The organism is Pseudoalteromonas sp. 0802, from assembly GCF_013350085.1.
Taxonomy (GTDB): Bacteria; Pseudomonadota; Gammaproteobacteria; order Enterobacterales; family Alteromonadaceae; genus Pseudoalteromonas.
This window is the reverse complement of sequence record NZ_JABVXE010000009.1, coordinates 86,969-110,370: the sequence shown is the minus strand read 5'-3', so window position 1 is coordinate 110,370 and position 23,402 is coordinate 86,969. Positions and strand designations below refer to the sequence as shown.

The 23,402-nt window shown below is 39.0% G+C and carries 22 protein-coding genes; 12 read left to right on the top strand and 10 right to left on the bottom strand.

Annotation, left to right across the window (positions count from 1 at the left end):
* The first annotated feature begins 4 nt into the window (after window positions 1-4).
* The gene (gene arsJ, locus HUS61_RS14480; RefSeq protein WP_175082909.1) at window positions 5-1,213 is read left to right on the top strand and encodes an organoarsenical effux MFS transporter ArsJ; all 1,209 of its coding nucleotides are present in this window, start codon (window positions 5-7) and stop codon (window positions 1,211-1,213) included.
* 80 nt (window positions 1,214-1,293) lie between these two features.
* On the opposite strand, the gene HUS61_RS14475 is transcribed toward arsJ, so the two are convergent.
* The 3 genes from HUS61_RS14475 to HUS61_RS21530 all read right to left on the bottom strand — a co-directional run bounded on the left by HUS61_RS14475 (window position 1,294) and on the right by HUS61_RS21530 (window position 3,286).
* Window positions 1,294-2,052 (bottom strand): AAA family ATPase, encoded by a 759-nt coding sequence (locus HUS61_RS14475; RefSeq protein ID WP_175082908.1) that lies wholly within the window; start codon window positions 2,050-2,052, stop codon window positions 1,294-1,296.
* 164 nt (window positions 2,053-2,216) lie between these two features.
* Entirely contained in the window at window positions 2,217-2,627 is a 411-nt protein-coding gene (locus tag HUS61_RS21535) for a DUF1214 domain-containing protein (RefSeq protein WP_220094662.1), read from the bottom strand.
* Entirely contained in the window at window positions 2,585-3,286 is a 702-nt protein-coding gene (locus HUS61_RS21530) for a DUF1254 domain-containing protein (RefSeq protein WP_220094661.1), read from the bottom strand. The genes HUS61_RS21535 and HUS61_RS21530 overlap by 43 nt, the downstream gene beginning before the upstream one ends.
* A gap of 416 nt (window positions 3,287-3,702) precedes the next feature.
* Between HUS61_RS21530 and HUS61_RS14465 the strand changes: the two genes are divergently transcribed.
* A complete protein-coding gene (locus HUS61_RS14465; RefSeq protein ID WP_175082907.1) occupies window positions 3,703-4,110 on the top strand; it encodes a hypothetical protein in 408 nt (135 codons plus the stop codon).
* A 67-nt stretch (window positions 4,111-4,177) separates the two neighbouring features.
* Here the strand turns inward: HUS61_RS14465 and HUS61_RS14460 are convergent, their stop codons facing one another.
* The 3 genes from HUS61_RS14460 to HUS61_RS14450 form a co-directional block, all read right to left on the bottom strand.
* Window positions 4,178-4,513, bottom strand: coding sequence for a zinc ribbon domain-containing protein YjdM (locus HUS61_RS14460; RefSeq protein ID WP_175082906.1), 336 nt, complete (start codon window positions 4,511-4,513; stop codon window positions 4,178-4,180).
* Window positions 4,514-4,605: 92 nt separating this feature from the next.
* On the bottom strand, window positions 4,606-6,627 hold the full coding sequence (locus HUS61_RS14455; protein WP_175082905.1) for a diguanylate cyclase domain-containing protein: 2,022 nt from the start codon (window positions 6,625-6,627) through the stop codon (window positions 4,606-4,608).
* A gap of 44 nt (window positions 6,628-6,671) precedes the next feature.
* Window positions 6,672-7,238, bottom strand: coding sequence for a DUF3365 domain-containing protein (locus HUS61_RS14450; protein ID WP_175082904.1), 567 nt, complete (start codon window positions 7,236-7,238; stop codon window positions 6,672-6,674).
* A gap of 156 nt (window positions 7,239-7,394) precedes the next feature.
* Here HUS61_RS14450 and HUS61_RS14445 point away from each other — a divergent pair, with 156 nt between their 5' ends.
* Window positions 7,395-7,859 (top strand): thioredoxin, encoded by a 465-nt coding sequence (locus tag HUS61_RS14445; protein WP_175082903.1) that lies wholly within the window; start codon window positions 7,395-7,397, stop codon window positions 7,857-7,859.
* Here HUS61_RS14445 and HUS61_RS14440 read toward each other — a convergent pair.
* Entirely contained in the window at window positions 7,834-10,242 is a 2,409-nt protein-coding gene (locus HUS61_RS14440) for a bifunctional diguanylate cyclase/phosphodiesterase (protein WP_175082902.1), read from the bottom strand. The two genes, HUS61_RS14445 and HUS61_RS14440, sit on opposite strands and share 26 nt — an antisense overlap.
* Window positions 10,243-10,518: 276 nt before the next feature.
* On the opposite strand from HUS61_RS14440, the gene HUS61_RS14435 reads away from it, so the two are divergent.
* Window positions 10,519-11,106: a DUF4202 domain-containing protein gene (locus tag HUS61_RS14435; protein ID WP_175082901.1), complete on the top strand. Its 588-nt coding sequence runs from the start codon at window positions 10,519-10,521 to the stop codon at window positions 11,104-11,106.
* A gap of 20 nt (window positions 11,107-11,126) precedes the next feature.
* A complete protein-coding gene (locus HUS61_RS14430; protein WP_062565869.1) occupies window positions 11,127-11,642 on the top strand; it encodes a zf-TFIIB domain-containing protein in 516 nt (171 codons plus the stop codon).
* Between the two features lie 52 nt (window positions 11,643-11,694).
* On the opposite strand, the gene HUS61_RS14425 is transcribed toward HUS61_RS14430, so the two are convergent.
* Window positions 11,695-12,693 (bottom strand): NADP-dependent oxidoreductase, encoded by a 999-nt coding sequence (locus HUS61_RS14425; RefSeq protein WP_175082900.1) that lies wholly within the window; start codon window positions 12,691-12,693, stop codon window positions 11,695-11,697.
* Between the two features lie 181 nt (window positions 12,694-12,874).
* Here HUS61_RS14425 and HUS61_RS14420 point away from each other — a divergent pair, with 181 nt between their 5' ends.
* The gene (locus HUS61_RS14420) at window positions 12,875-13,315 is read left to right on the top strand and encodes a MarR family winged helix-turn-helix transcriptional regulator (RefSeq protein ID WP_175082899.1); all 441 of its coding nucleotides are present in this window, start codon (window positions 12,875-12,877) and stop codon (window positions 13,313-13,315) included.
* Here HUS61_RS14420 and HUS61_RS14415 read toward each other — a convergent pair.
* Together HUS61_RS14415 and HUS61_RS14410 are read right to left on the bottom strand one after the other, a co-directional pair.
* Window positions 13,312-13,692: a VOC family protein gene (locus HUS61_RS14415; RefSeq protein ID WP_063527321.1), complete on the bottom strand. Its 381-nt coding sequence runs from the start codon at window positions 13,690-13,692 to the stop codon at window positions 13,312-13,314. The genes HUS61_RS14420 and HUS61_RS14415 overlap by 4 nt on opposite strands.
* 104 nt (window positions 13,693-13,796) lie before the next feature.
* Entirely contained in the window at window positions 13,797-17,105 is a 3,309-nt protein-coding gene (locus HUS61_RS14410) for a hypothetical protein (protein ID WP_175082898.1), read from the bottom strand.
* 216 nt (window positions 17,106-17,321) lie between these two features.
* On the opposite strand from HUS61_RS14410, the gene HUS61_RS14405 reads away from it, so the two are divergent.
* The 6 genes from HUS61_RS14405 to HUS61_RS14380 are packed head-to-tail and all read left to right on the top strand — an operon-like array spanning window position 17,322 to window position 23,400.
* Window positions 17,322-18,383: a hypothetical protein gene (locus HUS61_RS14405; protein WP_175092369.1), complete on the top strand. Its 1,062-nt coding sequence runs from the start codon at window positions 17,322-17,324 to the stop codon at window positions 18,381-18,383.
* Between the two features lie 24 nt (window positions 18,384-18,407).
* Window positions 18,408-19,151: a hypothetical protein gene (locus HUS61_RS14400; protein WP_282658934.1), complete on the top strand. Its 744-nt coding sequence runs from the start codon at window positions 18,408-18,410 to the stop codon at window positions 19,149-19,151.
* The gene (locus tag HUS61_RS14395) at window positions 19,138-21,675 is read left to right on the top strand and encodes a hypothetical protein (RefSeq protein WP_175082896.1); all 2,538 of its coding nucleotides are present in this window, start codon (window positions 19,138-19,140) and stop codon (window positions 21,673-21,675) included. Before HUS61_RS14400 ends, HUS61_RS14395 begins: the two co-directional genes overlap by 14 nt.
* Before the next feature lie 3 nt (window positions 21,676-21,678).
* Window positions 21,679-22,290: a hypothetical protein gene (locus HUS61_RS14390; protein ID WP_175082895.1), complete on the top strand. Its 612-nt coding sequence runs from the start codon at window positions 21,679-21,681 to the stop codon at window positions 22,288-22,290.
* Window positions 22,283-22,726 (top strand): hypothetical protein, encoded by a 444-nt coding sequence (locus tag HUS61_RS14385; protein WP_175082894.1) that lies wholly within the window; start codon window positions 22,283-22,285, stop codon window positions 22,724-22,726. The genes HUS61_RS14390 and HUS61_RS14385 overlap by 8 nt, the downstream gene beginning before the upstream one ends.
* Before the next feature lie 17 nt (window positions 22,727-22,743).
* Complete coding sequence (locus tag HUS61_RS14380; protein WP_175082893.1) at window positions 22,744-23,400, top strand: hypothetical protein; 657 nt, start codon at window positions 22,744-22,746, stop codon at window positions 23,398-23,400.
* Window positions 23,401-23,402 lie beyond the last annotated feature (2 nt).

Here is a 23,402-nt window from a genome sequence, read left to right as displayed (position 1 = left end):
AGCAATGACGCGTTTGGCTAATCTTCCCGCTGATATAAAGCAGTACTTAATTGTCACTGGGAATTACTGGGCATTTACGCTAACAGATGGCGCATTGAGAATGTTGGTGGTACTGCATTTTCATGCGCTTGGCTACTCGCCTTTGAGTATTGCCATGCTGTTTTTGTTTTATGAGATTTTTGGTGTTGTCACTAACTTAGTGGGCGGCTATTTAGGCGCAAGGCTTGGTTTAAACAAGACCATGAACATTGGCCTTGCCATACAGGTTGTAGCCTTGTTCATGCTGGCAGTCCCTCCTGAATGGCTGAGTGTTGCCTATGTGATGTTAGCGCAGGCGCTGTCGGGCATTGCAAAAGATCTCAATAAAATGAGCGCGAAAAGCTCAATTAAAATGCTGGTTGCCAGTGGCCAAGAAGGCACCTTGTTTAAATGGGTGGCGATACTTACGGGCTCTAAAAACGCATTAAAAGGTGTGGGCTTCTTTTTAGGTGGCTTACTACTGACATTAATGTCGTTTAAAGGCGCAATGCTTGCTATGGCTGCTACTTTGCTGGTGGTGTGGTGTTTTAGTATTTATGCACTTAAAAATGATTTAGGCAAAGCCAAAAACAAACCCAAGTTTAACGAGATATTTTCAAAAAGCAGTTCAATCAATATCTTGTCGGCCGCGAGGTTGTTTTTGTTTGGTGCCCGTGATGTTTGGTTTGTAGTTGCACTTCCGGTGTTTTTATCACAAGCCTTTGGTTGGGATCATTGGACCGTGGGGGCTTTTATAGCTGCGTGGATCATTGGTTATGGGATAGTGCAATCTTTTGCACCTAAAATCATTAAGCTAAATAAGCAAACATCACCAAGTGCAGAAACAGTTAAGTGGGCATCACTGCTTGCTTTAGCCACCTTAGCCATTGCCCTTGCTATTGGTTTTGACTGGGCAGTAAAACCAATGCTGATAGGCGGACTGATGTTATTTGGTGTGCTATTCGCGATTAACTCATCTTTGCATAGCTACTTAATTGTTAGCATGGCTGATGCCGATGGCGTGTCACTCGATGTCGGGTTTTACTATATGGCCAATGCCATGGGACGCTTAATTGGTACTGTGTTGTCGGGCTTAGTGTTTCAGCTTTATGGCTTAGCAGCCTGTTTGGCTATATCGCTGTTATTTATTGTTATTACCGCCGTTATTTCGACTAAATTACCAAAACAAATTTAGTTAAATCTAAACACGCCCTACAAAGGTAAGCATGCTTTCTTGCTTACCTTTGTTCATGCATAGCATCAGAAATAATAAAATCAGTCACCTTCAGGCTTGAAAAGCTCTTCGAGCATTGGCTGCGGGTTGTTTAAAAATGCCTTTGTAATTTGGTAATGCTCAGTATCCTCATAATTTATCTGTTCAATACCTTGTGCTCCCACTTGGTAGATCCTTGCGCCTGGGTACGCCATTAAAATTGGTGAGTGTGTGGCAATAATGAACTGAGAGTTTTGTTCAATTAGTTGAAACATGCGACTTAAAACTGCCAACTGCCTAGAAGGAGAAAGTGCGGCCTCAGGCTCATCTAAAATGTAAAGCCCATTACCGGAAAAACGGTTTACCATTAGCGCTAAAAAAGATTCGCCATGTGATTGGTGATGAAGGGATGTACCACCATAGGCATCTATCAGTTTAGGCTCCCCAGAAAATCCCATATCTAAGTCATCAATGTTTGATGCAACGTTATAGAAGCTTTCTGCTCGCAAGAAAAAACCATCTTTGTATCTCTTAAACGATTTTGAGAGTAGCAAGTACTTATGAAGCTCTGAATGCGATTGCTGAGTTTGAAAGTTAAAGTTTTTAGAGCCACCTTCGGCGTTAAAACCCAACCCGATAGCAATTGCTTCTAAAAGAGTCGATTTCCCAGAACCATTTTCACCTACAAATATTGTTACATGTTTCGAAAAGTCTATTTCAAAGAGCTGATTAACCGCAGGAATAGAGAATGGATATGTATCAAAAGAGAAAACGTGATCTCGTTTAAGTGTCACCTTTTGTAGATACGGTAATGCGTCCATACACAATATTCCTAATAAAGACGAACTAGACCCCTTAATAGGCTCTGGTAACTTTCTAACTTTAAGTTTTCACCTGTTTAAAGCAAACGAAGCGAAACCGCAGTTAAGCAGTGAAAATGGCTGTAATGAGCCTGAAGTTCATAATTCAGGCTCAAGATAGTAATTTAAATTTCTGTGACTTCAGGTAGCTTATATGTTCTGTCTAAAATACTCTCTCCTGGCCTGTAAACTCGCATGAGAAAGTTCCAGCCTTGAGTAATATCAGCTCTATTAGCTTGATCGCCACAAGCTTGTTCTGAGCCGAAAAATGCGGTGAATGTTCCATTTTCGTTTAGGGTAACATTACGATCATTAATTATGTTGTTCGTTGATTTCATGAAGCCATCATCACCATAAACAGTAATAGACCAAAACGCATCATTATCAGGTACTTCGTATGTTGCAGAATAGCACTTAGTTGGATCGGCAGGGCCTGTATAGTTTATATAAACAGCGTCTTTTTCAGGAAATAGACCCCAAGCACCAGCCACTGCTAAGTGGCGGCTTTGTTCGTTAACTTCTCCTTTTTTACCCATCCAATCAGCTTCGTATTGCGCGAATTTTTGAAACTCTTTTTCATAGTCAGCGCGAAGTTTAAGCATTGATGCCTTATCCCAGTCTGGCTTTGGAAAAGTGTCATTACTATTTGTAGAAATGATAATTTTCTTTTTAATTCATTTACAAGAGCAACATCAGCAGGGTCATCTGGAGCAAGAAGCTGGATCCTTTGAATAACTGCCTGATACTTTGTTGTGTTAGGTAAAGCATGAGTTCCTGACTCATAAAATACCGCTGTTGCGTAGTGATCATTATCAACAACATAGACCGAGAAATATCGATCATCAGGAAACTCAGGAATTGTTACAGTAGCACCTCCTTCAGTATCTACTACAGCGCCTGCATACAGAGTATCTTTATTCATTCTTACTACACTTTGCTGATCCAGTGGCGTTGGTTCAGTGATGTAAAAGAACTCATTGATTTTACCGCCTGCTCTTAGTTGAAAGTCGAAAAATGAAAAGTCATCTTCAGCTCTTATGTAGTTTTCTGGAGTGACTAATTTTTGCGTGCTTTTAATAGTAGAACTCGCAGTTTTTATATCTTCTGAATTTGTTGTTTCTGTTTTATTATCGCCACAGCCAGCAAGGGTAAGAGCGGCAATTATAAAAATCGATGTATTGAGCATGAGGCGCATTCGATGATCTCCATATTTTGCATAAACTTAAGTAAAGGGATTATTTTTCGAACAAAAAATAATCTAGCAAGTTAATAACTTTAACTCAATGTTTGGGTACAAAGTTGTTAGTTTGTTTGATCGCCATCATGATTTTAGGCTGTCATATTTAGAAGTTTAGCTTCGCTTTTATTATTGTTTTCTTGTAACTTACTTAGCAACAAGAGTGATAAGTAGGTTGGAAATCACGCAAAATAACGATGTGTATAATCGTTATGCGTGGTTTGAGCAAAGACAATACCCGACACTTTCAGATAAAGAGCTGAGTATCGCGAACAATTTATTTGAGCAATGGCTGTTGCAAATAAAGGAAAATGGTACATTGTATTCAAAAAACTGAATACCCAAAGAATTAATAACCTAAAGCAAGGATGGCAATGATGTTTGAACCAAACTATGCAAGTTACACTCTTGATGAGCTGCTAGATTGCAAAGCGAATATAGACGCACAAGCATGGCCCGAGCGTCTTAAAGACATCGAAAATGCGTCGAGTGTTTATGCCAGTCAATCTGCTGAGCACGCAAAACATTACAAACAAGCGGTGTTTGATGCTTATTGCGAGACGTTACGCCACGATCTAACCATCAGTATCGACGATAATATTCTATGGTTTCTAAGACCGTTTTCTAAGCAAGCTAAAGATATTACCCCCAGTACATTTGCTGGCGAAGTTTGCCCACTTTGCAAAGGAGATATTAGCGCAACCACATGGGCTGCTGGCTGGCAGTTGAGCTGCGAACATTGTGAAGTAACGGGGATTGTTGTTGAAAAGTTTGGCTATTAAAAAAGTTAGCATATTGAAATTGCTGCGTAATTATTCACAGCAATATATAACAATTTTGATAATGCTATCAGGCTTTTTTAACAAACTTAGCGGTAACCATCATTTCACCAACGCCATCAACTTTACAATCTAATTCGTGGTCTTTTTTATCTAACACGCGGCGGATCACGGCTTTGGTGCCTATTTTAATCACTTGTGAGCTGCCTTTAATTTTTAAATCTTTCGCAACAGTCACTCTGTCGCCATCAGCTAATAAGGTGCCGTTAGCATCTTTCACATTGATCACATCATCGGTATCAACCGCATTAGGATCCCACTCATGAGCGCATTCTGGGCATACTAAATTGTGTTGATCTTCATACACGTATTCAGAGTTACATTGTGGGCAAGGAGGAAAAGACATAAATGGCTCCATGGTTGATTTTAAAAGGGTATTTTAATGGCTAAGAGTAAACTATGCGAGCCCCAAGTTGAACAAGAGATCGCATCGTTTATTTAGTTATCCATCATGCTATCAGTAAAAATTTGATAGCCATTACGACCCAGCTCTTTTGCTTTATACATCGCTTTGTCGGCTTGTTTTTGCAAAGTTTCAGCTGATATGTCATGCATCGGGTCATAAAATGAAATACCAATGCTTGCTGATACGCATAGCATGTCGTCTTGGTATTTTACCGGATTTAAAATTTCAGCGTTTAATCGTTCAATTAAGGTTAAACAAGCTTCTTGCTCTGTGAGATTGCCAATCACAGCAACAAACTCATCACCGCCAATTCGTGCTAGGGTGTCTTGTTTACGAAGTATTGTGCTCATACGAGCGGCTAAGGTCACTAAAAGGTGATCGCCAGCTTGATGACCATAACTGTCATTAACCGGTTTAAATTTATCTAGGTCTATAAATACGCAAGCAACTAAGTTGTTGTTGCGTTTTGCCAATTCAATTGCCTGGGCTAATCTATCGGCAAGTAACATACGATTGGGTAACCCAGTCAAGGTATCGAAAAATGCTGCTTTTTCTAAATGTTGGCGCTGTTTGGCTTGCTGTGTTACATCAGAAAATACCGAAACATAGTTGCGAACTTGTGCACTTTCGTCTTTTACGGCTGTGATTGTGATTGACTCAGCGAAGAACTCACCGTCTTTTCTGCGGTTCCAAATTTCTCCTTGCCAATAGCCTTTATCATCTAGTTGTTGCCACATAGACTCATAAAACTCATTCGGCTGGGTGTTAGAACTTAATATATTTGGGTTTTGACCTAGTAACTCATCTTTTTTATAGCCTGTGATATCAGCAACGGCTTGGTTTATTCGAACGATGGCAGCATCTTCATCAGTAATAATAATACCTTCGCGCAGGTTTTCGATTATCTTGTCAGCAAGGTTTAACTCCCAGCTGTTTTTTAAAAGTTTGTTTGCTTGATGCTTTACTTCATTTTCTAGTGAGCGCACGGCGAGTTTTACAGCAAAATAAATAAGTATTTCTAGCAAGAGAAAACCAATAATTCCGTAAGCAATGTTGTAAGTCATGGATTCGTTGAAGGCATTTATTTGCTCATCAATATTGCGCCAAAGTACGATGTTACCAATATCAGGCTGACTTGGATCTTTGTGCCCGAGATAATCGCGTACAGGAATATAGGTAATCGCATAATGCTTACCGGCTATTTCACTTTGCTTTACCGTTGTTTGGTTATATACAGTTTCGCTGGTTATTGAGGTAATAAAGTCGGTTGCATTATCTCTGGAAATAGCTTCTAAATAGCAGTTGCATTGATTCAGTTTGCTGCCAAAACGTTTTGCTTTGGCATCTTCCCAAAGTAAGTTATCGATATGTTCAGCTGTAAATAATACCGCAATACCTAAATCAAACTCATTGTCGAGCGTATCGAGCAGTGAATCAAATGAGGTGCCGACTTCTAATGAGCCTACATGAATACGCTGTTGATTAATTTTATCGGTGAAGTAGACGGGCACTACACCGCGGATACCGGAGTAAATTCGACCCGTTTCTAACCCTGAAAGAGCGTGTTTATCGCGGTTAGCATCAACAATAATATGTCGAATATCATGCATGGTGTCGCCATATTTTTTATCATTGTGCACTCGTAAAAAGCTGGTAGAGCCTGGCCCTAGATGAAAATGCAGCTGGCGGGCTGAAAAGCTATTTTGTACTTCTTGCCAAGCAGGTGCGACTTTATTGAATAGCTGTTTGCGAATTGCGGCGGCGCGTTCTTTTCCTTTGCCTCCACCCTCTTGTTCAATAGCTTGCTTACCTTGATAAAAGAGTTCTGCAACTTCAGGATCGTTTGCTACAAAGGTCGCAATGGCAAGCATGGTTTCCTGCTCTTGCGACATTAGTAATTGATAACTTGATTCGAGGTTTTCGCCTTGGTTTATTAGGTTTTTGTTTAGTGTTTCTTTTTCTAGTGTGTAATTAAGCAAAATGTAGCAAATGTCGATGATTAAAATCGCAATACTTAATGCTAAAAATACTTTGCTTTTAAAGGTTAACTTCATTGGCTTACTGCTTTGTTGGTCTTTTATTGTTTCGAAGTACTATTTTATTTTTCAGTGGTTTCGAGCGTTTTGGTAATAGAGAATATTCCTCTTAGGTCACCAAGCTGATAGCCTGTCGCTAAATCATTTGGGTAATGCTCGCTAAGTGCTTGCTTTACTTCTGGCGCAATCGATTGGCCATGACAATTGAGGCAAACTGGCGCGACTTTTATCGCTTTAGCAAAGCGAAATTGACCATCTTTATTGGTTGAAAAAGCCACATTGTCGATGCTTTCTGTATTTCTGATCATATCGAGTAGCTTAGCGATTTTTTCAGCTTCCCATTCATCGGGTTTATTATTTGGATTACGGTTTTTAGTACTTTTACGCGCTACCGTCCAGCCATCAGTTGATAAGCTCTCGGCAATGGCCGGAGCTTGCATTTTACACACGTTGATTCCTTCAACTAAACCACCTTGTTTGATTGCAGCAGCCAATGCTGATTTAAGCGTCGTGGCAAATTCAGTTGCTCGCTCAGCTGCTTGAGTTTCTAGAGTCGCTGAGTTTGTTTCGGCATAAAGACTAGGTGAAAGTAACACAGTACAAATCACAATTGTTCTGAGGGAAAACATAGTAAAACCTTATATTAGATATATCTAATATAGTAGTTTGTTTTTACTATACATGCCAATTTAACCTGCAAAAAATAACGATTCTTTGCACAAAGCCTGCTGGAGTGTTGTTGCTAAATTGGTTAAGGTGAAGAAAATATCTTGAGAACAAAAAAAATGAAAAAACTAATTTATATCGCCGCTTTGCTATTCTCTGCCCTGACATTTGCAGGTACCGCTCCATACAGTGGAGAGATAAGTCGTGATGACTTACTTAAAGACTACTCTGCGTTCAGTGAAGAATACGATGAATACTCACCGAGCAAAGAAGAGTTAAGCACTATAAAAGCACTGCAAGGTAAGCAAGTTTTGGTGTTTTTAGGCACTTGGTGTCATGATTCAAAACGTGAAGTGCCTCGATTTTTGAAGCTTCTCGATACTGCAAAGGTGCAGTTAGGCTCACTTAAACTAGTGGCTGTTGGCTACGACAAGCTAGACCCTGCAGGGTTAGCAAAACAGCACGACTTAATGTATACACCAACCATTATTGTCAGCGATGGTGAAAAAGAGCTTTCCCGTATGATCGAAAAGCCTAAACAAAGCTTGGCAGTGGATCTTACGCAACCGGGTCAAACGTTATAAAATCATCAATAGATAAGGGCATTGAAATTAAGTAACCTTGAATATAATCAATGCCTTTATCACTCACCAATTGCCACTGCTCTGAGCTTTCGACCCCTTCTGCGGTAATCGTTAAATCTAGTTGATGAGCTAAATCGCTCATCGTTTGTAAAAATAAACCATCTCGTGGGTTATCCACGCAATTACAAATAAAGGCACGGTCAATCTTAACGTTATCTAGCGGAAACTGCTGAATCGACGACAGTGATGAATAACCCGTTCCAAAGTCATCAAGTGACAAATTAAAACCTGCTAATTTAAGTTCATGCATTAGGTTTATGGCGTACTGGGTATTTTGAAATAGGGCGGATTCGGTGATCTCAAGATTAATTTTTTGATTAGCCGGAAATAGCTTAGCTTTTTCTTTACTCAGTCGTTTAACTAAATGCACATCAGAGAACTGTTTACGTGAGAGATTGATCGACACTTTAATACGAATGTTATTTTCAACCATGCGGTGGCAATCTTCAGCAACCTTAGCAACAATCCAACGAGATAATAAATTAATGAGCTCTGATTGCTCAGCGATGGCAATAAACTCCACTGGTGACACAAACCCTCGAACAGGGTGCTGCCAACGTACAAGCGCTTCGCAGCCAATCAGTGTGCCATCTATAGTGTTTACAATTGGCTGATACACCATACTTAGCTGTTCGTTGGCCGCAAGCGCATGACGTAGATCACTTTCGAGGTTACTTTGTGCAATAAGCTTCTCTTTCAGGGATTGGCTATAAACAGTAAATGGTTTTTGTGTACGGGGGCATTCATTCATCGCAATAAGAGCTGTATTGATTTGCTCAGCCGCATCGATGTTTTGTAAGTGTGGATAACCCACGCCAATGTATAAGTGGTAAAAATGAGCGCTACCAGCGGTTTCAATAATACCGCCGACCTGATGCTGTAATTTATCTAATAGGGCGGCGAGTTTTTCATCAAAAATGGCTTCTTTAAGTAATATTAAAAAACAGCCAGGTTTTATATGAGCGCAAAACGCTTGATGTAAGTCAGAAAATTCAATTAGCCGGTTAGCTATCGTTGTCTGTAGTTCATTTAAGTAATCTTGACCGTAAATATCTTCTAATTGACGATAGCCTTTGATCTCGGCACACAATAAAGTAAGGCCGCTACTGTACTGGTCTTCAGGGCATAAGCTAGCGATATATTTTTCGCTGTAATGGCGATTGGCAAGGCCGGTGATCGAGTCAAAATGTGCTTGCTGGTAAAGCTCATGTTGGCGTTGTTTTTCAGTACTTATGTCTTTAATCGTACCAACCAAGTTGTTGGTTTTAGGGTTCCATTCAGCGTGTTCATGAAACCAGCGTTTTTCTCCATTGAGTTTAATCGTGTACTCAATTTCAGTTGGGCTACTAGGCTTAGTATGAATAAAATTTAAAAACGAATTTTTATAAAAGCTATCGATTTTTTTACAGACATCAGTAATTGATTGCGCTTTGCTTTGTTCTTTGAATAGCGATTTAGCTTGTGATGATAATTGCCTAATGCTTTTATCAGGCGACAGATGCCAACTGCCTACGCCACTGAGTGACTGAGCTTGTTTTAATTCAAGTGCCTGTTCAGACAGCTCTAAGGTTTGCTTTTGCACAAGTTTTTCGAGGTTTTGCTCATGCTCACGTAACCGACAAGTAATCGTAATCAAATAGCAGCTAACTGATGAAAGTAACAGAGCTATGAGTAGTAATACTAAAAATTCAACATGCGCTCGATAAGCAAACTCGTCTTTAATACCCACAACCCAATGTTGATTTTCAACATCGAGGTTGTAAGTTGACCAGTGGCTTTGCTCAAAACGGTGGTTATTTAAAAGCGGCACGTAGTTATTCGCTGTTTTTTGCCAAACCTCATAGAGGTGAGAGGGGGAGGTGCTCTCAGGGCTCAAATTTGCAATAAATTCTGGAAAGCGCAGCACCGCGATTGCAAACCCCCAAAACTCATTTTGATCAAAAATTGGTAATCGAGCGACTAAGCCTTGACCACCTTGAGCCAACTCTTTAGGTCCATCGATTCGCATTTTTTGAGTATCAATGGCTGTTTGTAAAGACTCTTGAATGCTTTGCATCTTAAATAAATCGACACCAATCACACTCTCGTGACTGGTTAGCGGGTAGCTGTATTGAATTACCCCTTTTGGTGCGAGTTGAATAGTTTGGCTACCATCACTATGAGTTAATATCTCAGTGGCAAGGGTTTCGAATTCAGTTTGTGTGTATGTAAAGTCACGCATCGCGGCGCGAACAAGGTAAGGACCAAGGAGTGCGTTATCGAGGGCTTTTTCAAGTTTATTGCTGTAACTGTTAAGTGCTGCACTTAGCTCAATCTCATGCATTTCTTGTCTATCGTAAAACACTTTTAGTGCGATCGCCGAAAACAAGCAGAAACTGAGAAAAAAAGAAGTAAATAACAACGAAAAATATGTAATATTACGCAATGGCGTCCCTGAATTGAGTGGGTATTTAAGTACTAAGCTCGTTTTTAAAAATACTAGTTTAGGGTTAACTGATTGTCTAGCGAAGAGCTAGAGTTTTAGTTGAATTTTTAGCAAGTTAAAAAAATAATTGTACCTAAATACAATGGATTGCAAGCACAAGTAAGATTAAACACTATGTACCAAGCCGTTATAAAAGCGATAGATGCAGCGAATGCTGTCGATCCAAATCGTGTAAAACAAGATGATCAAGAGCTAGCAAAAGAGTCATTATACGCAATGCGTATGACCGACATGCTAAACCGCTTTAATCCCCAAGCCGATGAGTTGATGCGCATTGCCGCACGGGGTCAACATATTGAGCGTTGGCGCTCTCCTCGTAGTGGTTTTCCTATGGGTAAGCAAGGTTATTATCAATGGCGTACTGCCTTATATGACTTTCATGCCCAGCGTGTAACAGCCCTTATGAAAGCGGCGGGTTACGCACCGGAAGAATGTGAGCGCGTATACGCAGCCGTTGCTAAAAAGAACATAAAACGAAACCCCGATAGCCAATTGATTGAAGACATTGCAAGCCTTGTTTTTATTGAACATTACATGCTTGATTTTGCAAGTAGTAAGCCTGATTACGATGAGCAAAAATGGTTGGGTATTATTCGTAAAACATGGCAAAAAATGTCAAACGAAGCACATGACTTTGTATTAGCTGGTAACATCAGCTTACCTGAGCCGCTTAAACCGTTAATTACAAAAGCGCTAGCTTAATTATGACACAAGGATGGTCTATGTTTTGCCCGCGTACTAAAACAGCCCTTGAAGCAGTGAGCATTGGCGACGTTAACGTGTATTTATCAAAAAGCGGTGGCGTATTTTTTGATAACCGACAAATATTTCACTTTAGCGATCCGAATTTAAAACCCGCGCAAGTGCTGGTGGCTCATTTACAAACCCTGCCAACAGAATGTGTTGATTTAGCAAAGCGAATTAATTGTCCGAATTGCCCTGACGTGGTGATGATGCGACGCTTTTTCACCCCACTAAAAGTGGTTGAAATAGACGAATGTCCAAATTGTGCTGCTATTTGGCTTGATCATGGTGAGCTTGAAAAGATCCATGAAAATCATTTAACGCCAAAAGAACGTGAAATGCTGCGTATTGATATGGCCAATAATCATGGTTTTATTCAAGTTAAGATCCCAAAAAGGCGCTACTCAGTTCATGCTGAAAAGCCTGAGTCTAATGCAACGTCATCATTAGAGAAACTAGCAGAACTTGCGTATTTATCGATTTTGAATGACTGAAAATAAGAAGCCTGTACCAACTAAGATACAGGCTTTATTTGCACGTTAGGCGTTAAAGCTTAACTAGCATTTTTCCTTTATTTTTACCTTCGAACAGACCAAGAAATGCATCAACGGCATTTTCGATACCATGGTATACCGTTTCTTCAGATTTAATTTTACCTTCGCTGATCCACGCGCCCATTTGTTCAATAAACTCAGGGAACTGATCAAAATAATCAATCACGATAAAGCCTTGCATGGTGAGCTTTTTCGAGTTGATATAAAACAGGTTGCTTGGCCCTGGCTGTGCAGTGTCATTATTATAACCTGAGATCATGCCACATACAGGAATACGGCCGTAATCGTTCATTACATTGAGTGCTGCTTCAAGGTGATCGCCACCTACGTTTTCAAAGTACACATCAATGCCATGTGGTGCCGCTTGTTCAAGGGCTTCTGTTAGGTTTGCTACCGTTTTGTAATTAATTACTGCATCAACACCCAACGCTTTAACCATTTGTGCTTTTTCGTCAGAGCCAACCGAAGCAATCACTTTACAGCCTTTTAGCTTAGCAATTTGGCAAACAACGCTACCTACAGCGCCTGATGCAGCTGAAACAAACACGGTATCGGTTTCTTTTAGGCTAATTACCTTTGTTAATCCTGCCCATGCAGTTAACCCAGTCATACCCATAGTACTTAAAAACAGTTGGTCTGGTAATGGTACGTTTGGTAGTAACGTTAAGTCGCTGCCATCGCTAATGTGCATGGTACGCCAGCCGCTAATATGGCTTACTTTACTTCCTACAGGGAAGTCATCATTGCGTGATTCAATCACTTCGCCGATAGCACCAGCTTCCATCACTTCGTTTAAGTTAAATGGCGCGATATATGATTTACGATCGATCATGCGTGGGCGCATATAAGGGTCAACTGACATCCAGGTATTTTTAATTAACACTTCGCCGTCGTTCAAATCAGGAAGTGATACTTCTACCTGCGCAAAATTAGCCTGTGTTGGTACACCCGTTGGGCGTGAAACTAAATGAATTTGTTGACTTGTCGCCATATAAACCTCGAATCTGCTAGATTAGAATCAATTAATGAGTTGCACAAAACATTTGTGCGCAAACTATTTGCGATCAATTTAATGATCTTTACTATAAAAGGCAATAGATCGTCGGAAAATAATTTGCGCGCAAACTAAATTAAGGCAATAATATGGCTGTATTTCAGTTTAGGGTAGCAGCATGAGCAACAAGTTATCAGACAATGTATGTTTCACTTTATACAGTGCAACCAATGCGTTGATCAGAGCGTTTCGACCAATCCTTGAAGCTTATGACTTAACCTATCCGCAATATATTGTGATGCATTCTCTTTGGTATAATAACCAAGTGAGCTTAAAAGCGCTTTCTCATGACACGCACCTCGACTCTGGCACCTTAACACCAATAGTTAAGCGCCTAGAAAGCAAAGGTTTATTGACTCGTCAGGTATCAAATGAAGATGAGCGTAAAAAAGTAATTTCGTTAACAGAGCAGGGCATACAACTTAAAGTTGATGCTGAAGAATTAACGGCTAAGTTAATGGCACGCTCAAATATGAGTTTGGAGCGAATCGAGTTATTACGCGAGTTAACCCTTGAGCTGCATACTGACCTAACAAAAACGGACCTTACAAAAAGCTAATCTTCTACTAAACACACTAAAGTGCCTTCAATAGCGCGAACATACGCATAATGCTGGGCGTCTTTTTTAGTTGGCGGGCACAATGGCTCAGCACCAGCAAGCACAGCTTTATCGTAACTTTCGACTAAATTATGGCAGCTGAATCTTAGCTCAAAACCAAGAGCTGGTTGCTTAGGATGGGCGCGAATATAGCCTTGCTTGAAGTATGATTGCGCATGCGGGTGGGTCGCAAAAGCAAGTTTTACAGATCCTGTCACAAGTTCACCGTATTCGGCATCGTCACTGATATGGTTGGTACTTAAACCAAATGCTTGATAGTAAAAGTCGAGTACCTCTTCTACGTTATCGACGTAAATAACCTGACTTAAAAAGTCCATTTATGCTGCTCTATTTATTGTTCGTTTATTAAATAAAGCATAGTTTTAGCAATAAAAAAACCTTGTAAGTCATACTTACAAGGTTTCATAATCAAAATATAAGCTTAGCTTTCTTTTTCGATAAAACTAACATTCCGATTATTTAAATTATTACATAGTGGAAATAGTGCTGAAACCTCGACAACAAAGGTTTGTAAAATTACTTGACCATCAACTATGGCACGAATAATAACTGTGGATTCACCAATATCTGAGTCAGAAGGGATCCACGTTACTTCATTTTGGTTTATTACCATACTATTTGGTGCTTGTACGAGACTATATTCAACATTACCAGTGAAATTAACACTGATAGCATATGAAAATAGCTCACCAATCATAACCTGCGTAGTAGGTGTTGAGAGAAACTCGTAATTACTATCAGGAATGTCTAGGGCAAGATCTGATTTATTCAAACGGCCTAGCTTACCATCAAACCAAGTTATAACACTATCGTCCATTTCCTGTAAAACTACTATTCGTGAATTACTCGAAACAGAGCCTATATCATTACCATCTAGATCATAAATAGACGCATAATTATTTACAGTAGCACAAATAGCTGGTTCTTGTATTAAATAACCTTTAGCATATGCCCAGCGGGGTATACCATCATACCAAAAGCTAGCCCAATTGTTGTTTTGTTCTACTGAAACATATTGCTCACCAATATTAAAATAACCTACCTTAGTACTTGAACTTGTATTACTTGTTCGAATGTTTACACCTTTTATTGCGGTGTAAATCTCACAAAGGCTATTCGATTGCAACTCTACAGATAAGATAAAACTTTGCTTTAAGTCCTCTTTTCCTGGATATGACGCAGATATTTCAATAGTGTGGAGCCCAATATTAGCTTCATTTGGCTGCCAGGATATTCTTCCATCTATCATTTCCATACCGAGTGGAGCAGATACTAATTGAAAGCTAACATCCTTATTGTTATTTAAGCTAGGTGAATACAAAAAATTACTTCCAATATAAGCAACTTTATTAGGTTTTGATGTATATCTACGCTCTCCTTGAACTAAGTCAGCTCTATTAATATGTGCTATTTCACCAGCATATAATGTCTCAATGTAATCTTCAGTCTGACTTAAAACTACAAATTTCGCATTTTCAGGAGCATAACCAATTTTACTGCCGTTCAGGTTGTAAACCGGAGTTTCAGTTTTCATTGAAACACACTCGCCTTGAACTTCATTTAGATATCCAACAGTATATGACCAGCGAGGTTGGCCATCGTACCAAAAGCTAGCCCAGTTTCCTTGCCTTTCAATGAGGGCATATTGATCACCGATGCTAAAATAGCCTACTTTTGTACTGCTTCCGCTGGCACTTGAACGGATGTTTACACCTTTTACGCTTTCTAAAATAGCGCAAGAGTCCTGTTCTTCATTTAATACCTGTAAATAAAATTCCTGTATCACATCTTCTTTACCTGGAGATGAAGCTATTACTTTCACTAAATGATTACCAATATCTTCCTCACCAGGAAGCCAATTGATAGTGCCACTATCTAATTCCATTCCTTGAGGATGTATACTTAATTGAAAAGTTATATTGCTATCTTGATTTACAATCGGCGTATATGAAAAAGGAAAACCTACGTATGCTTTATTATCCGGAGAAGAAATAAATTCAAGAGGTTCTGTAAATTGAAGCTGAACTTTATTTATAAGGCCAATTTTTCCGTCATACCATGTTTCAATCTGATTATCAGTTTGTTGAAGAACAACCCACTGAGAACCACTTGGGATGGTGCCAAGTTCATTCCCTGCTAAATCAATAACTGACGTTTGGCTTATAACTGTCGCACAACTACTCATAGTGAGGTTCAAGTACCCTGGTTCATAAGACCACCTAGGAATACCATCAAACCAAAAATTAGCCCAATTACCTCGCTGCTCTACCCTTGAGTATTGCTGACCAACATTAAAATAACCTACTTTTTCACTAGAGCCTGTATCTTCAGCACGAATATTAACCCCTTTAATAGATTCAAATATCGCACAATTTCCTAAGTTGGTTGGTTTTACGGTTACAGAGAAAGTTTGTGTTATATCTGCCGCACCAGAATATGATGCAGTTAATATAATTTCATGACTTCCTTGATCATTATCTGTTGGTTGCCAATAAATAACTCCTTGATCAATAAACATCTCCAATGGAGCTTTAGTAAGCTCATAAGTAACATTCTGATTATTATTAAGACGTGGGGCATATCTATACGTTGACCCTATAAATGAATCATTGTTTGGTATTGTTATGAAATTTCTTGTTTCATTTGTTTCTAGTTCTTGGCTGTCAGACTTTAAAATGTAACCAAGCTCTTGTTGCCAACTAACTTGATACCAGTCTGCAACTTCTTGAAGAACAACAATGGTAGCACCTTCACTTATAGTACCAAAGTTATTAGCTGTGGGTGAAGGAGACTGATTAATATGAGTTTCATTATTAATTGAAATACACCTGCCACCCCCTTCAATTAAATACCCGTTACTGTATGCCCATGCATTTTGGCCTTCATACCAGATATTAGCCCAATTACCTTCTGTATTTATAATGTTGTAGTGTTCTTCACGATTTAGAAAACCTAGTATAGAAGAAGAACTAGTATTTTCAGCTCTTACATTTACACTTCTTATAACTTCTGCTACTCGACATGCTGACTGGTTACTAGTTTTTACCGTGACTTCAAAAGAGTGCTCAATTACAGTTTCTGAGTTGGCTAAAATACCTCGTAAAGTGAATGATTGAAGACCACTATCTCCGGCTGAAGGTGTCCACTTAATAATTCCTGCACTTATAACACTACCGGATGGGCCTTGAATCATTTGCCAAGTAATATTGTCATTTGTTGATATCACTGGCTGATAGGTGTACTGCATATTTATATAAGCTGAACTATTTGCTTTGGATACAACGGTCGGTGTTGAGTTATTCGATTTATTTTCAATATATCCAAGCTTACCGTCATACCAAACTTCGTACCATGACGCAGAGCTTGAAACTATAGCCCAACTTGATCCTGCTCTTGCAGTGCCAATTACTTCTGACGAAGTATCTGGATCAAGAGTGACGACTTGATCTTGAAATAACTCAATACAAGAGTCTTGAACTTGCGAGAAATATCCATTGCCATAAGCCCAATATGAAGCATCATTGTACCAAATATTTAACCAGCTACCTGTGCTGTTCGTTCCTATAATTACATATTTCTCACCTACACTTATCCTGCCTATAAGTTCTGATGATGATGTAGCTTGAGCTCTTAAATTGACACCTTTTATATTTTCAGCAATTAAACACTCTGAAGAAACATGTGCAGAAAAAACTAGGCACACATAGAATAACATCCATATTAACTTCATTATTATTAAACTTATTTGTTTGTTCGTTGCATTATAATGGTGTTTGTTTTTTTAATGGCAAGCTTTTGTTTTATACAGCTCGTTTAAAAGTTAAAAGTTATTATTTTTTTAATTTTCATTAATTGTTTTGTTTGTTTTTTTTGCTTTTTGTTTGATGGTTTTTATTGTTGGTGTAAAGTTGTTTAAGTTTTATGTGTTTTTTCAAAAGGAATTGTTTTGAATATAAGTCATAGTAGGTTTTTTTTATATTTAATTGTGATGGTAGCTGTTTTTTTTAATAATATATCGCTAGCTGTTACTTTAAATGATATTGATCAGATAGAAATTGAAATAAAACAGTTAAACTCTCAGTCTGATCATGGTCTTAGTCAAATTCCAAGTTTGGTGTCGCAACTAAACTCGGCTGAGTTGAGTCAAAATAACGACCGCGAATCACCCACCCCAAACATTACTGAGCTCGACAATATACTTAATGCAATTTTAAAAAATAAATTAGCCTTAGCTGACCACATAAATAATTATCAGCTGTATACAAGCCTTCAACAACAGCTAATGAGTTTGATTGCAGGTACAGATAAAACAGCGATTGCTCATAAGAGTATTAGTTTTAATCTCTTGTTAGCTGGTCCGAACTCAGAGGTTGAATCATTTTTTGTTAACTATTTAAATAGTGATGAAATTGGTGGGCTCAGATTGCGAGAAGCACTGATGTATTTTACTTTACATCCTAACGATGCAGTCAAAGATAGAGTCAGCTTTTTTGCCAGTGAAAGAGGGCACCCTGTATTTAGAGGGCCTGCAAGCTGGGCATTTGGTAAATTAAGTGTAATTGATGATAGCGCTGCAATTGCCCAGTTGACCAGCGCACTTAATCAGTCAATCACTGACAACTTTGGCTTTGATACAAAATTACTCACCTTACTTGGCCTTGCCGAAGTTGCTAACAGCGAATATATCATTACCAATTTTATGGGAACTGAGCTAGACGAAGACTTACTTATATTAGCTGTGCGCTACAGTGCATATAAACGTGCAACAGGAGCAGAAAAAGACTTACTCATATCAAGTACGTTTAACGAAGCTATGATTGATTACGAAAGAGACGAGGCACTCAGTTATATTTTAAAAAATAATAAAGCTGACTTATTAAAAACGTTAGGACTATTGTTTGATACAGACAACGGCCTTGCCTTGTCGCCTGAGCTTGCGCAGCTTGCCGATATTTATGGCTACCAAATTAGTGGCAGTGCCGACAACCCCATTATTAGCGCTAAATAATTTTTAAAATACAAGGTCAATAGTGTGAAAAAATTAGTGGTGTTTATGAGCGTGTTACTGGCCTGTTTGTTTACCACAGGTTGTGATTTTTTATTTGATGAAGCGCATGGTTATCGCGGGCCCATCGTTGTGACAATTAAAACAGAAGATGGCTCAGTGCCAGAGTTCCCTTTTTTAATAGAGTCGGGCTATTCAGAGTCGTGTGGTCATAGTAGTTGCGGTATTGAATTTGGTTATAAATATTTTAAAGCAGCCTATGCGAATGAGCAAATCACCTTCCCGCGGGAGCGGTTAGATTTATTACAACCTAATGCCTATGCATCGATTGAGTTTACTGTGACCCATCCTAATTATCACCAAGGCGTGTTTCCACGAGGTTTTCCACCTACCGATGCTGATGACCCCATTTATGTTACGTTTACTGTTAAGCCCTTTGCTGAACAAATGAATAAAGTAGCTGGCTGGGCGACTGGTTATAAACAAGACATGCAAAAATTCACACCAGATAGCAGAGAATTTAAAGAAGCAGACATGATGTATCGCCAAGAGCGTTTTAATTTAGGACAGATGATTGCAAGGCATATCACGTTGACTAAAACGGTTTACTTACCCCATTTTTCAAAACGCATGCAACAACGTGTGATTGAAAAGTATCAACCTATTTTTAAAGCGTGGTATTACGGTGTACCTGAAACAGATTGTTGGGATATGGTTGACTGCAGAAAGCAAATTTTAAAACCAAGGAAGGTTGAGTATGAAGGTTTGTAAGGGAATAAGTAAGTGGTTTGTTGTCTGTGTGATGATACAAACGTTTAACTGTGTTGCACATGACACTAATACCAGTCACCCCAGGATTACAGAAGCTATTTATAGATCTCTAAAATCCCAAGATGAAAGTGTTAATAATTATTTTCAGCTTTACCAAACCCACCCAGATTATGTTACTAAGTTGGTGGGAGATGCACATTATGCGGTGAAACTAGACCAACCTTACCCTTATTTATGGGGCTACGACCCAAAGTTCGCAAGAAAAGAAGAAAAAGAAATAGATGAGGATAAGGCAAGCCCCAACTACCCGGCATTCAGAAAAAAAAGCCTTAATGTACTTGATGGGGTGGTAATGGAAGACTCCCCAACAAATCGTGTGATGTCGCACTTTCAGCATGCTTATACTGGGGCTGCCCTGTCTGTTGATGATTGGTTAGGCCGTGTAAACGAGTTAGTTGGTGCAACATGGCCCATAGAAGCAACTTACGCTAAAATTGAACCGAGTGAAATAACCGCAGGGCGTTTTTTTAACGATGCAATACACACCATGGGGTATTTAAATACGATAGATGATTTAAACGAAATGGACCCCGATGGTTATGGCTGGCGAAGCTTGGAAGAGGAAGGGCGAAAGTTAAGCAGCGCTAAAGCCATGTGGTTATTTGGTCATGCATTGCACCACGCAGAAGATATGAGCTCAATTGCACACATACATGGTGATGCGCACTTAACTAGACTTAAAGATTTACTCGGGGAGCCTGATGATTATGAGGCACACTTTATTCCCAGTAAGATTTATGAATTTAATCAGGGGTGGGATACAGATATTTGGTATAGGTCCGCTACCTTTAGTAAAGCCATCAGTCATGCTGGGCAGATTTGGGGACGTAAAACAGACCCTGCAACGTACGCTTTGCTTGATAACTACCTAGACCCAACGAATATGTCGCGGGGTATTTATAATACGGCTTTGTTTCAAGCGGATTTATCTATCGATTTTTCAGTCGCTCCCCTCGATTTTTCATATTCTGATCCATTACTAATCGAACAAGATGGTAAGTATTGGCGCTATGACTTTGAAGCGACAAAAGCGTCTTACGAAGCTGCCGGTAAACTTTGCGGTAGTGGCGAGCTAAGTAAAATGTTTTATTTTGGGGATTTAAGCGATTTTGATCGCCCTAAAGTTCCTAATTTTAATGCCTGTGGCTTAAGGGTCAATCTAGGGAAGCGCAGTGTATTACCAGAATACGAAATAATGCATGCTGCTGCTAAGACTTTCGACAAGAGTGGTGAATTTAAGGCACATGATTTTCACTATGATGGTTATTTCAATAGCTTAAGGGCTGAATGGTGGGAGGCCAGTGTATTTGGCGGCCCTGAAGGTTATTATTACATAGAACAAACAATGAAAGGGATTGTCTATGAAGGCGAAGTAGCGGGTAAGCCGATTGCACCGGGAGAAATGCTACTTAGGCCGAATTATATTCGTCAAGACATTACAAAACCTTATTCAGTAAGTAACCCTTTGGTTAAAACGTGTCGGTATTCTTCTAAAACAGAGCTTAGGTGTTATGACGGAGATAGTTTGTTAGAGCGTTTCGCCGAAAAGCTTATTCCTTACTCACTTGAATTTTTAGTGGGCTACAGTCAGTTTTTTTACGATGTTGCAAATTTACCACCCTATTTACAACAAGTTGAAGTATTACAAGACGGGCATAAACGCTATGGAATGAAATGGCAGGGTAAAATTAATAACACAGGGCGCATTACAATGGCTCATGAGGAAGGAGAGGACGAACACACCACAGAAGATTTTGCCTTTATAGCCCAGCGCTACAAAGCGCAAACGATTCCCAATTTATCTTTTATAACGCAAGATAAAGCAATTAGCATTAACTTAAAGTTTAACGAAGCTATCAGAGCACCTGACGCACAGAATAGTGAGTTTTTATTGGGGCTTGCGTTAAACGGTCAGCAGGCTTTTTTTGAAAACCGCAATTTAGAGAGTGCGATTTTAACTAACTCAAGTTTTAAAGGCTGCTTTACTGTAGGGCAATCAGACAATCTGACCAGCAACTGTTGGCAAATAAAAGTACCTTCAACGACTTTAAAATCGCTGTTTAATAACGATTTAAATGGACGCGTTACTTTATTAGTACAGGCCGCTGATTTGAATAATCACCGAGATATAAATGGTAATCCAAGTGACAACCTTGCTCATGGTGCGCTGTTAGATGCAACACCGACAACCCCTGCAAGGCGTTATGTAAAGCGTAGCGGGGCTGAATATACTATTTTTGATGATGGCGAAACGCGTTATAGCTCAAAAGAGAACAGTTATTACTGGCACTCAGATACATCAATACCTGGTGAAATGTTTGGCACTTATGCAAATAAACAGGGCGCATTTGCTTATGACCCTGGCTACGATAAAAATCACGTTCTTTTATTTGATAGTAAAACGCCTGACGTAAGGTTACGCGTTCAAAAAGGGATTGCTGAGCCTGAGTCAAAAAAGGAGTAAGTGATGAGGTCGATTGTTTTTATTTTTCTTTGTTTAAGTAATGCAGTTATCGCTAAGGATTTCAGTAATGAGGTCGGTTTAGCCGATAAAATAGTGCAAGGACGTGTCATTTCTAATAATTCGCAATGGGAGAAAGGGCAAATTGTTACGCATCACCGAGTTTTAGTTAGAGATGATATATCTGCAAGTGTTTATGGCAGAGTACCTGAAAACGAAATTGTGATTACTCAATTAGGGGGCGCTGCTGTGCACCCTGTGCTGAATGTTATTGTTAACCAACACTTTACTCACCAAATTACGTTGCAAAAAGACGAAGAAGCGCTTTTTTTTATTGAGGTAGATGATAAAGGGCAACAGCGTTTAGTCAAAGGGGATAATGCGATGGTGAAAGTGTCTGGTGTTGGAACTGAAGAGGTGACCTTGCCTGATTTTGAACAGCTAGCTTTATCTGATGGTATTAAAAAGAGCGCTAGCTCACCACGAATCAATAAGTCATTAGCAAAGGAAAATAAAATAGTATTTGAAAAAGAAGTACTTACTTTGTCAAGCGCAAAAAATCGTATTAAACAACTTTTGCTTAATAAAAAATCAAAAAAAGGCAATGAAAATGATTAGGTTTATATTAATCGGGCTGTTTTCAGTTGGAGCTGCCACTAATATAGTAAATGCAAAAGAGATAAAAAATGTAGAAGACTTAAATCATTTAATGAAAAATTCTTTTATTAAAATAATTGATGCAGATGAAGCCAAGCTCGAAAATAAAACATTGTCTGATGCGCTTTTTAATCAAGCTTATAAAGCTAACATTAAGAAATCTAAAAATATTAAATCAGTTACTGGAAAGGTTATTAATTTAAAGCACCAGAAAATTAATAAAGTTAATTTTACTGATAAATTTATTATTTCACGCTTAAATGCTCAAAGCCTTGCTTTAGGAGCCACAGGGATAGCTAGTTTAAAGCAGCAACCAAGTGTTGATGTGCAGAGCATTAATGAGCCGGACACGTTAGCCTCTAAAGTTGAAGATAAAACTTCATCAGATATTAACTAACATGGAAGTTAAAAAATATGGTTATTAAGTTTAACACTTTTCTATTTTTATCTTTTTTTTGTGGGTTTTTAGCTGCTGAAGAAATTGACTTCTTACCTTTCAATATGACTCCACATAGCGCTGAGGTTTTATTTATACAACCACGATATATTTCTGAGAATGCCAGCTATGCAACCTATTTCAACTTAGGGAATAAGCAGCAGGCTATAAGTAAGTCTATTAAAAATTTAAATAATATTGGCATAAATTTTCAACTTCCTTCTGTTAAGCAAATGTCATTTAGTGAACAATTACCTTATGTTATTGCCCCAAGTGCTAACCGTGAGTTTGGTCACTACTTATTGGCTATTCCGGAGTTTGCTCAATTTCCGATCTCAGTTAGCGCCAGTACAAGGAATAGCATTTTTAACCTAACAAACTTAGTTCTAGAAGGTACCCCTACTATGCCGCTGAGTGATCATATTGCTTTGACTACTTGGTGGGATCAAGAGCAATCATTTTCAGAGCTGAACCTTAAGTTGTATTCGTTTAAGTATGAAGAAGGCACTGACTCACTTAGTCTTGAATACAGGTGCGAATTGACTGCGCCAATAAAAATGGGCATCGATTTGCTCACAAATGCCAAGCAGTCATATCTAAAGCAACTTTTAATTAGCTCTGATTGTAAGCGCTAAAA

Excerpts from the sequence above, each read along its gene's own strand:
- arsJ (WP_175082909.1), top strand. The coding sequence starts at position 5 with ATGACGCGTTTGGCTAATCTTCCCGCTGATATAAAGCAGTACTTAATT.
- HUS61_RS14475 (WP_175082908.1), bottom strand. The coding sequence starts at position 2,052 with ATGGACGCATTACCGTATCTACAAAAGGTGACACTTAAACGAGATCAC.
- HUS61_RS21535 (WP_220094662.1), bottom strand. The coding sequence starts at position 2,627 with ATGGGTAAAAAAGGAGAAGTTAACGAACAAAGCCGCCACTTAGCAGTG.
- HUS61_RS21530 (WP_220094661.1), bottom strand. The coding sequence starts at position 3,286 with ATGCGCCTCATGCTCAATACATCGATTTTTATAATTGCCGCTCTTACC.
- HUS61_RS14465 (WP_175082907.1), top strand. The coding sequence starts at position 3,703 with ATGATGTTTGAACCAAACTATGCAAGTTACACTCTTGATGAGCTGCTA.
- HUS61_RS14460 (WP_175082906.1), bottom strand. The coding sequence starts at position 4,513 with ATGTCTTTTCCTCCTTGCCCACAATGTAACTCTGAATACGTGTATGAA.
- HUS61_RS14455 (WP_175082905.1), bottom strand. The coding sequence starts at position 6,627 with ATGAAGTTAACCTTTAAAAGCAAAGTATTTTTAGCATTAAGTATTGCG.
- HUS61_RS14450 (WP_175082904.1), bottom strand. The coding sequence starts at position 7,238 with ATGTTTTCCCTCAGAACAATTGTGATTTGTACTGTGTTACTTTCACCT.
- HUS61_RS14445 (WP_175082903.1), top strand. The coding sequence starts at position 7,395 with ATGAAAAAACTAATTTATATCGCCGCTTTGCTATTCTCTGCCCTGACA.
- HUS61_RS14440 (WP_175082902.1), bottom strand. The coding sequence starts at position 10,242 with ATGCATGAGATTGAGCTAAGTGCAGCACTTAACAGTTACAGCAATAAA.
- HUS61_RS14435 (WP_175082901.1), top strand. The coding sequence starts at position 10,519 with ATGTACCAAGCCGTTATAAAAGCGATAGATGCAGCGAATGCTGTCGAT.
- HUS61_RS14430 (WP_062565869.1), top strand. The coding sequence starts at position 11,127 with ATGTTTTGCCCGCGTACTAAAACAGCCCTTGAAGCAGTGAGCATTGGC.
- HUS61_RS14425 (WP_175082900.1), bottom strand. The coding sequence starts at position 12,693 with ATGGCGACAAGTCAACAAATTCATTTAGTTTCACGCCCAACGGGTGTA.
- HUS61_RS14420 (WP_175082899.1), top strand. The coding sequence starts at position 12,875 with ATGAGCAACAAGTTATCAGACAATGTATGTTTCACTTTATACAGTGCA.
- HUS61_RS14415 (WP_063527321.1), bottom strand. The coding sequence starts at position 13,692 with ATGGACTTTTTAAGTCAGGTTATTTACGTCGATAACGTAGAAGAGGTA.
- HUS61_RS14410 (WP_175082898.1), bottom strand. The coding sequence starts at position 17,105 with ATGAAGTTAATATGGATGTTATTCTATGTGTGCCTAGTTTTTTCTGCA.
- HUS61_RS14395 (WP_175082896.1), top strand. The coding sequence starts at position 19,138 with ATGAAGGTTTGTAAGGGAATAAGTAAGTGGTTTGTTGTCTGTGTGATG.
- HUS61_RS14390 (WP_175082895.1), top strand. The coding sequence starts at position 21,679 with ATGAGGTCGATTGTTTTTATTTTTCTTTGTTTAAGTAATGCAGTTATC.
- HUS61_RS14385 (WP_175082894.1), top strand. The coding sequence starts at position 22,283 with ATGATTAGGTTTATATTAATCGGGCTGTTTTCAGTTGGAGCTGCCACT.
- HUS61_RS14380 (WP_175082893.1), top strand. The coding sequence starts at position 22,744 with ATGGTTATTAAGTTTAACACTTTTCTATTTTTATCTTTTTTTTGTGGG.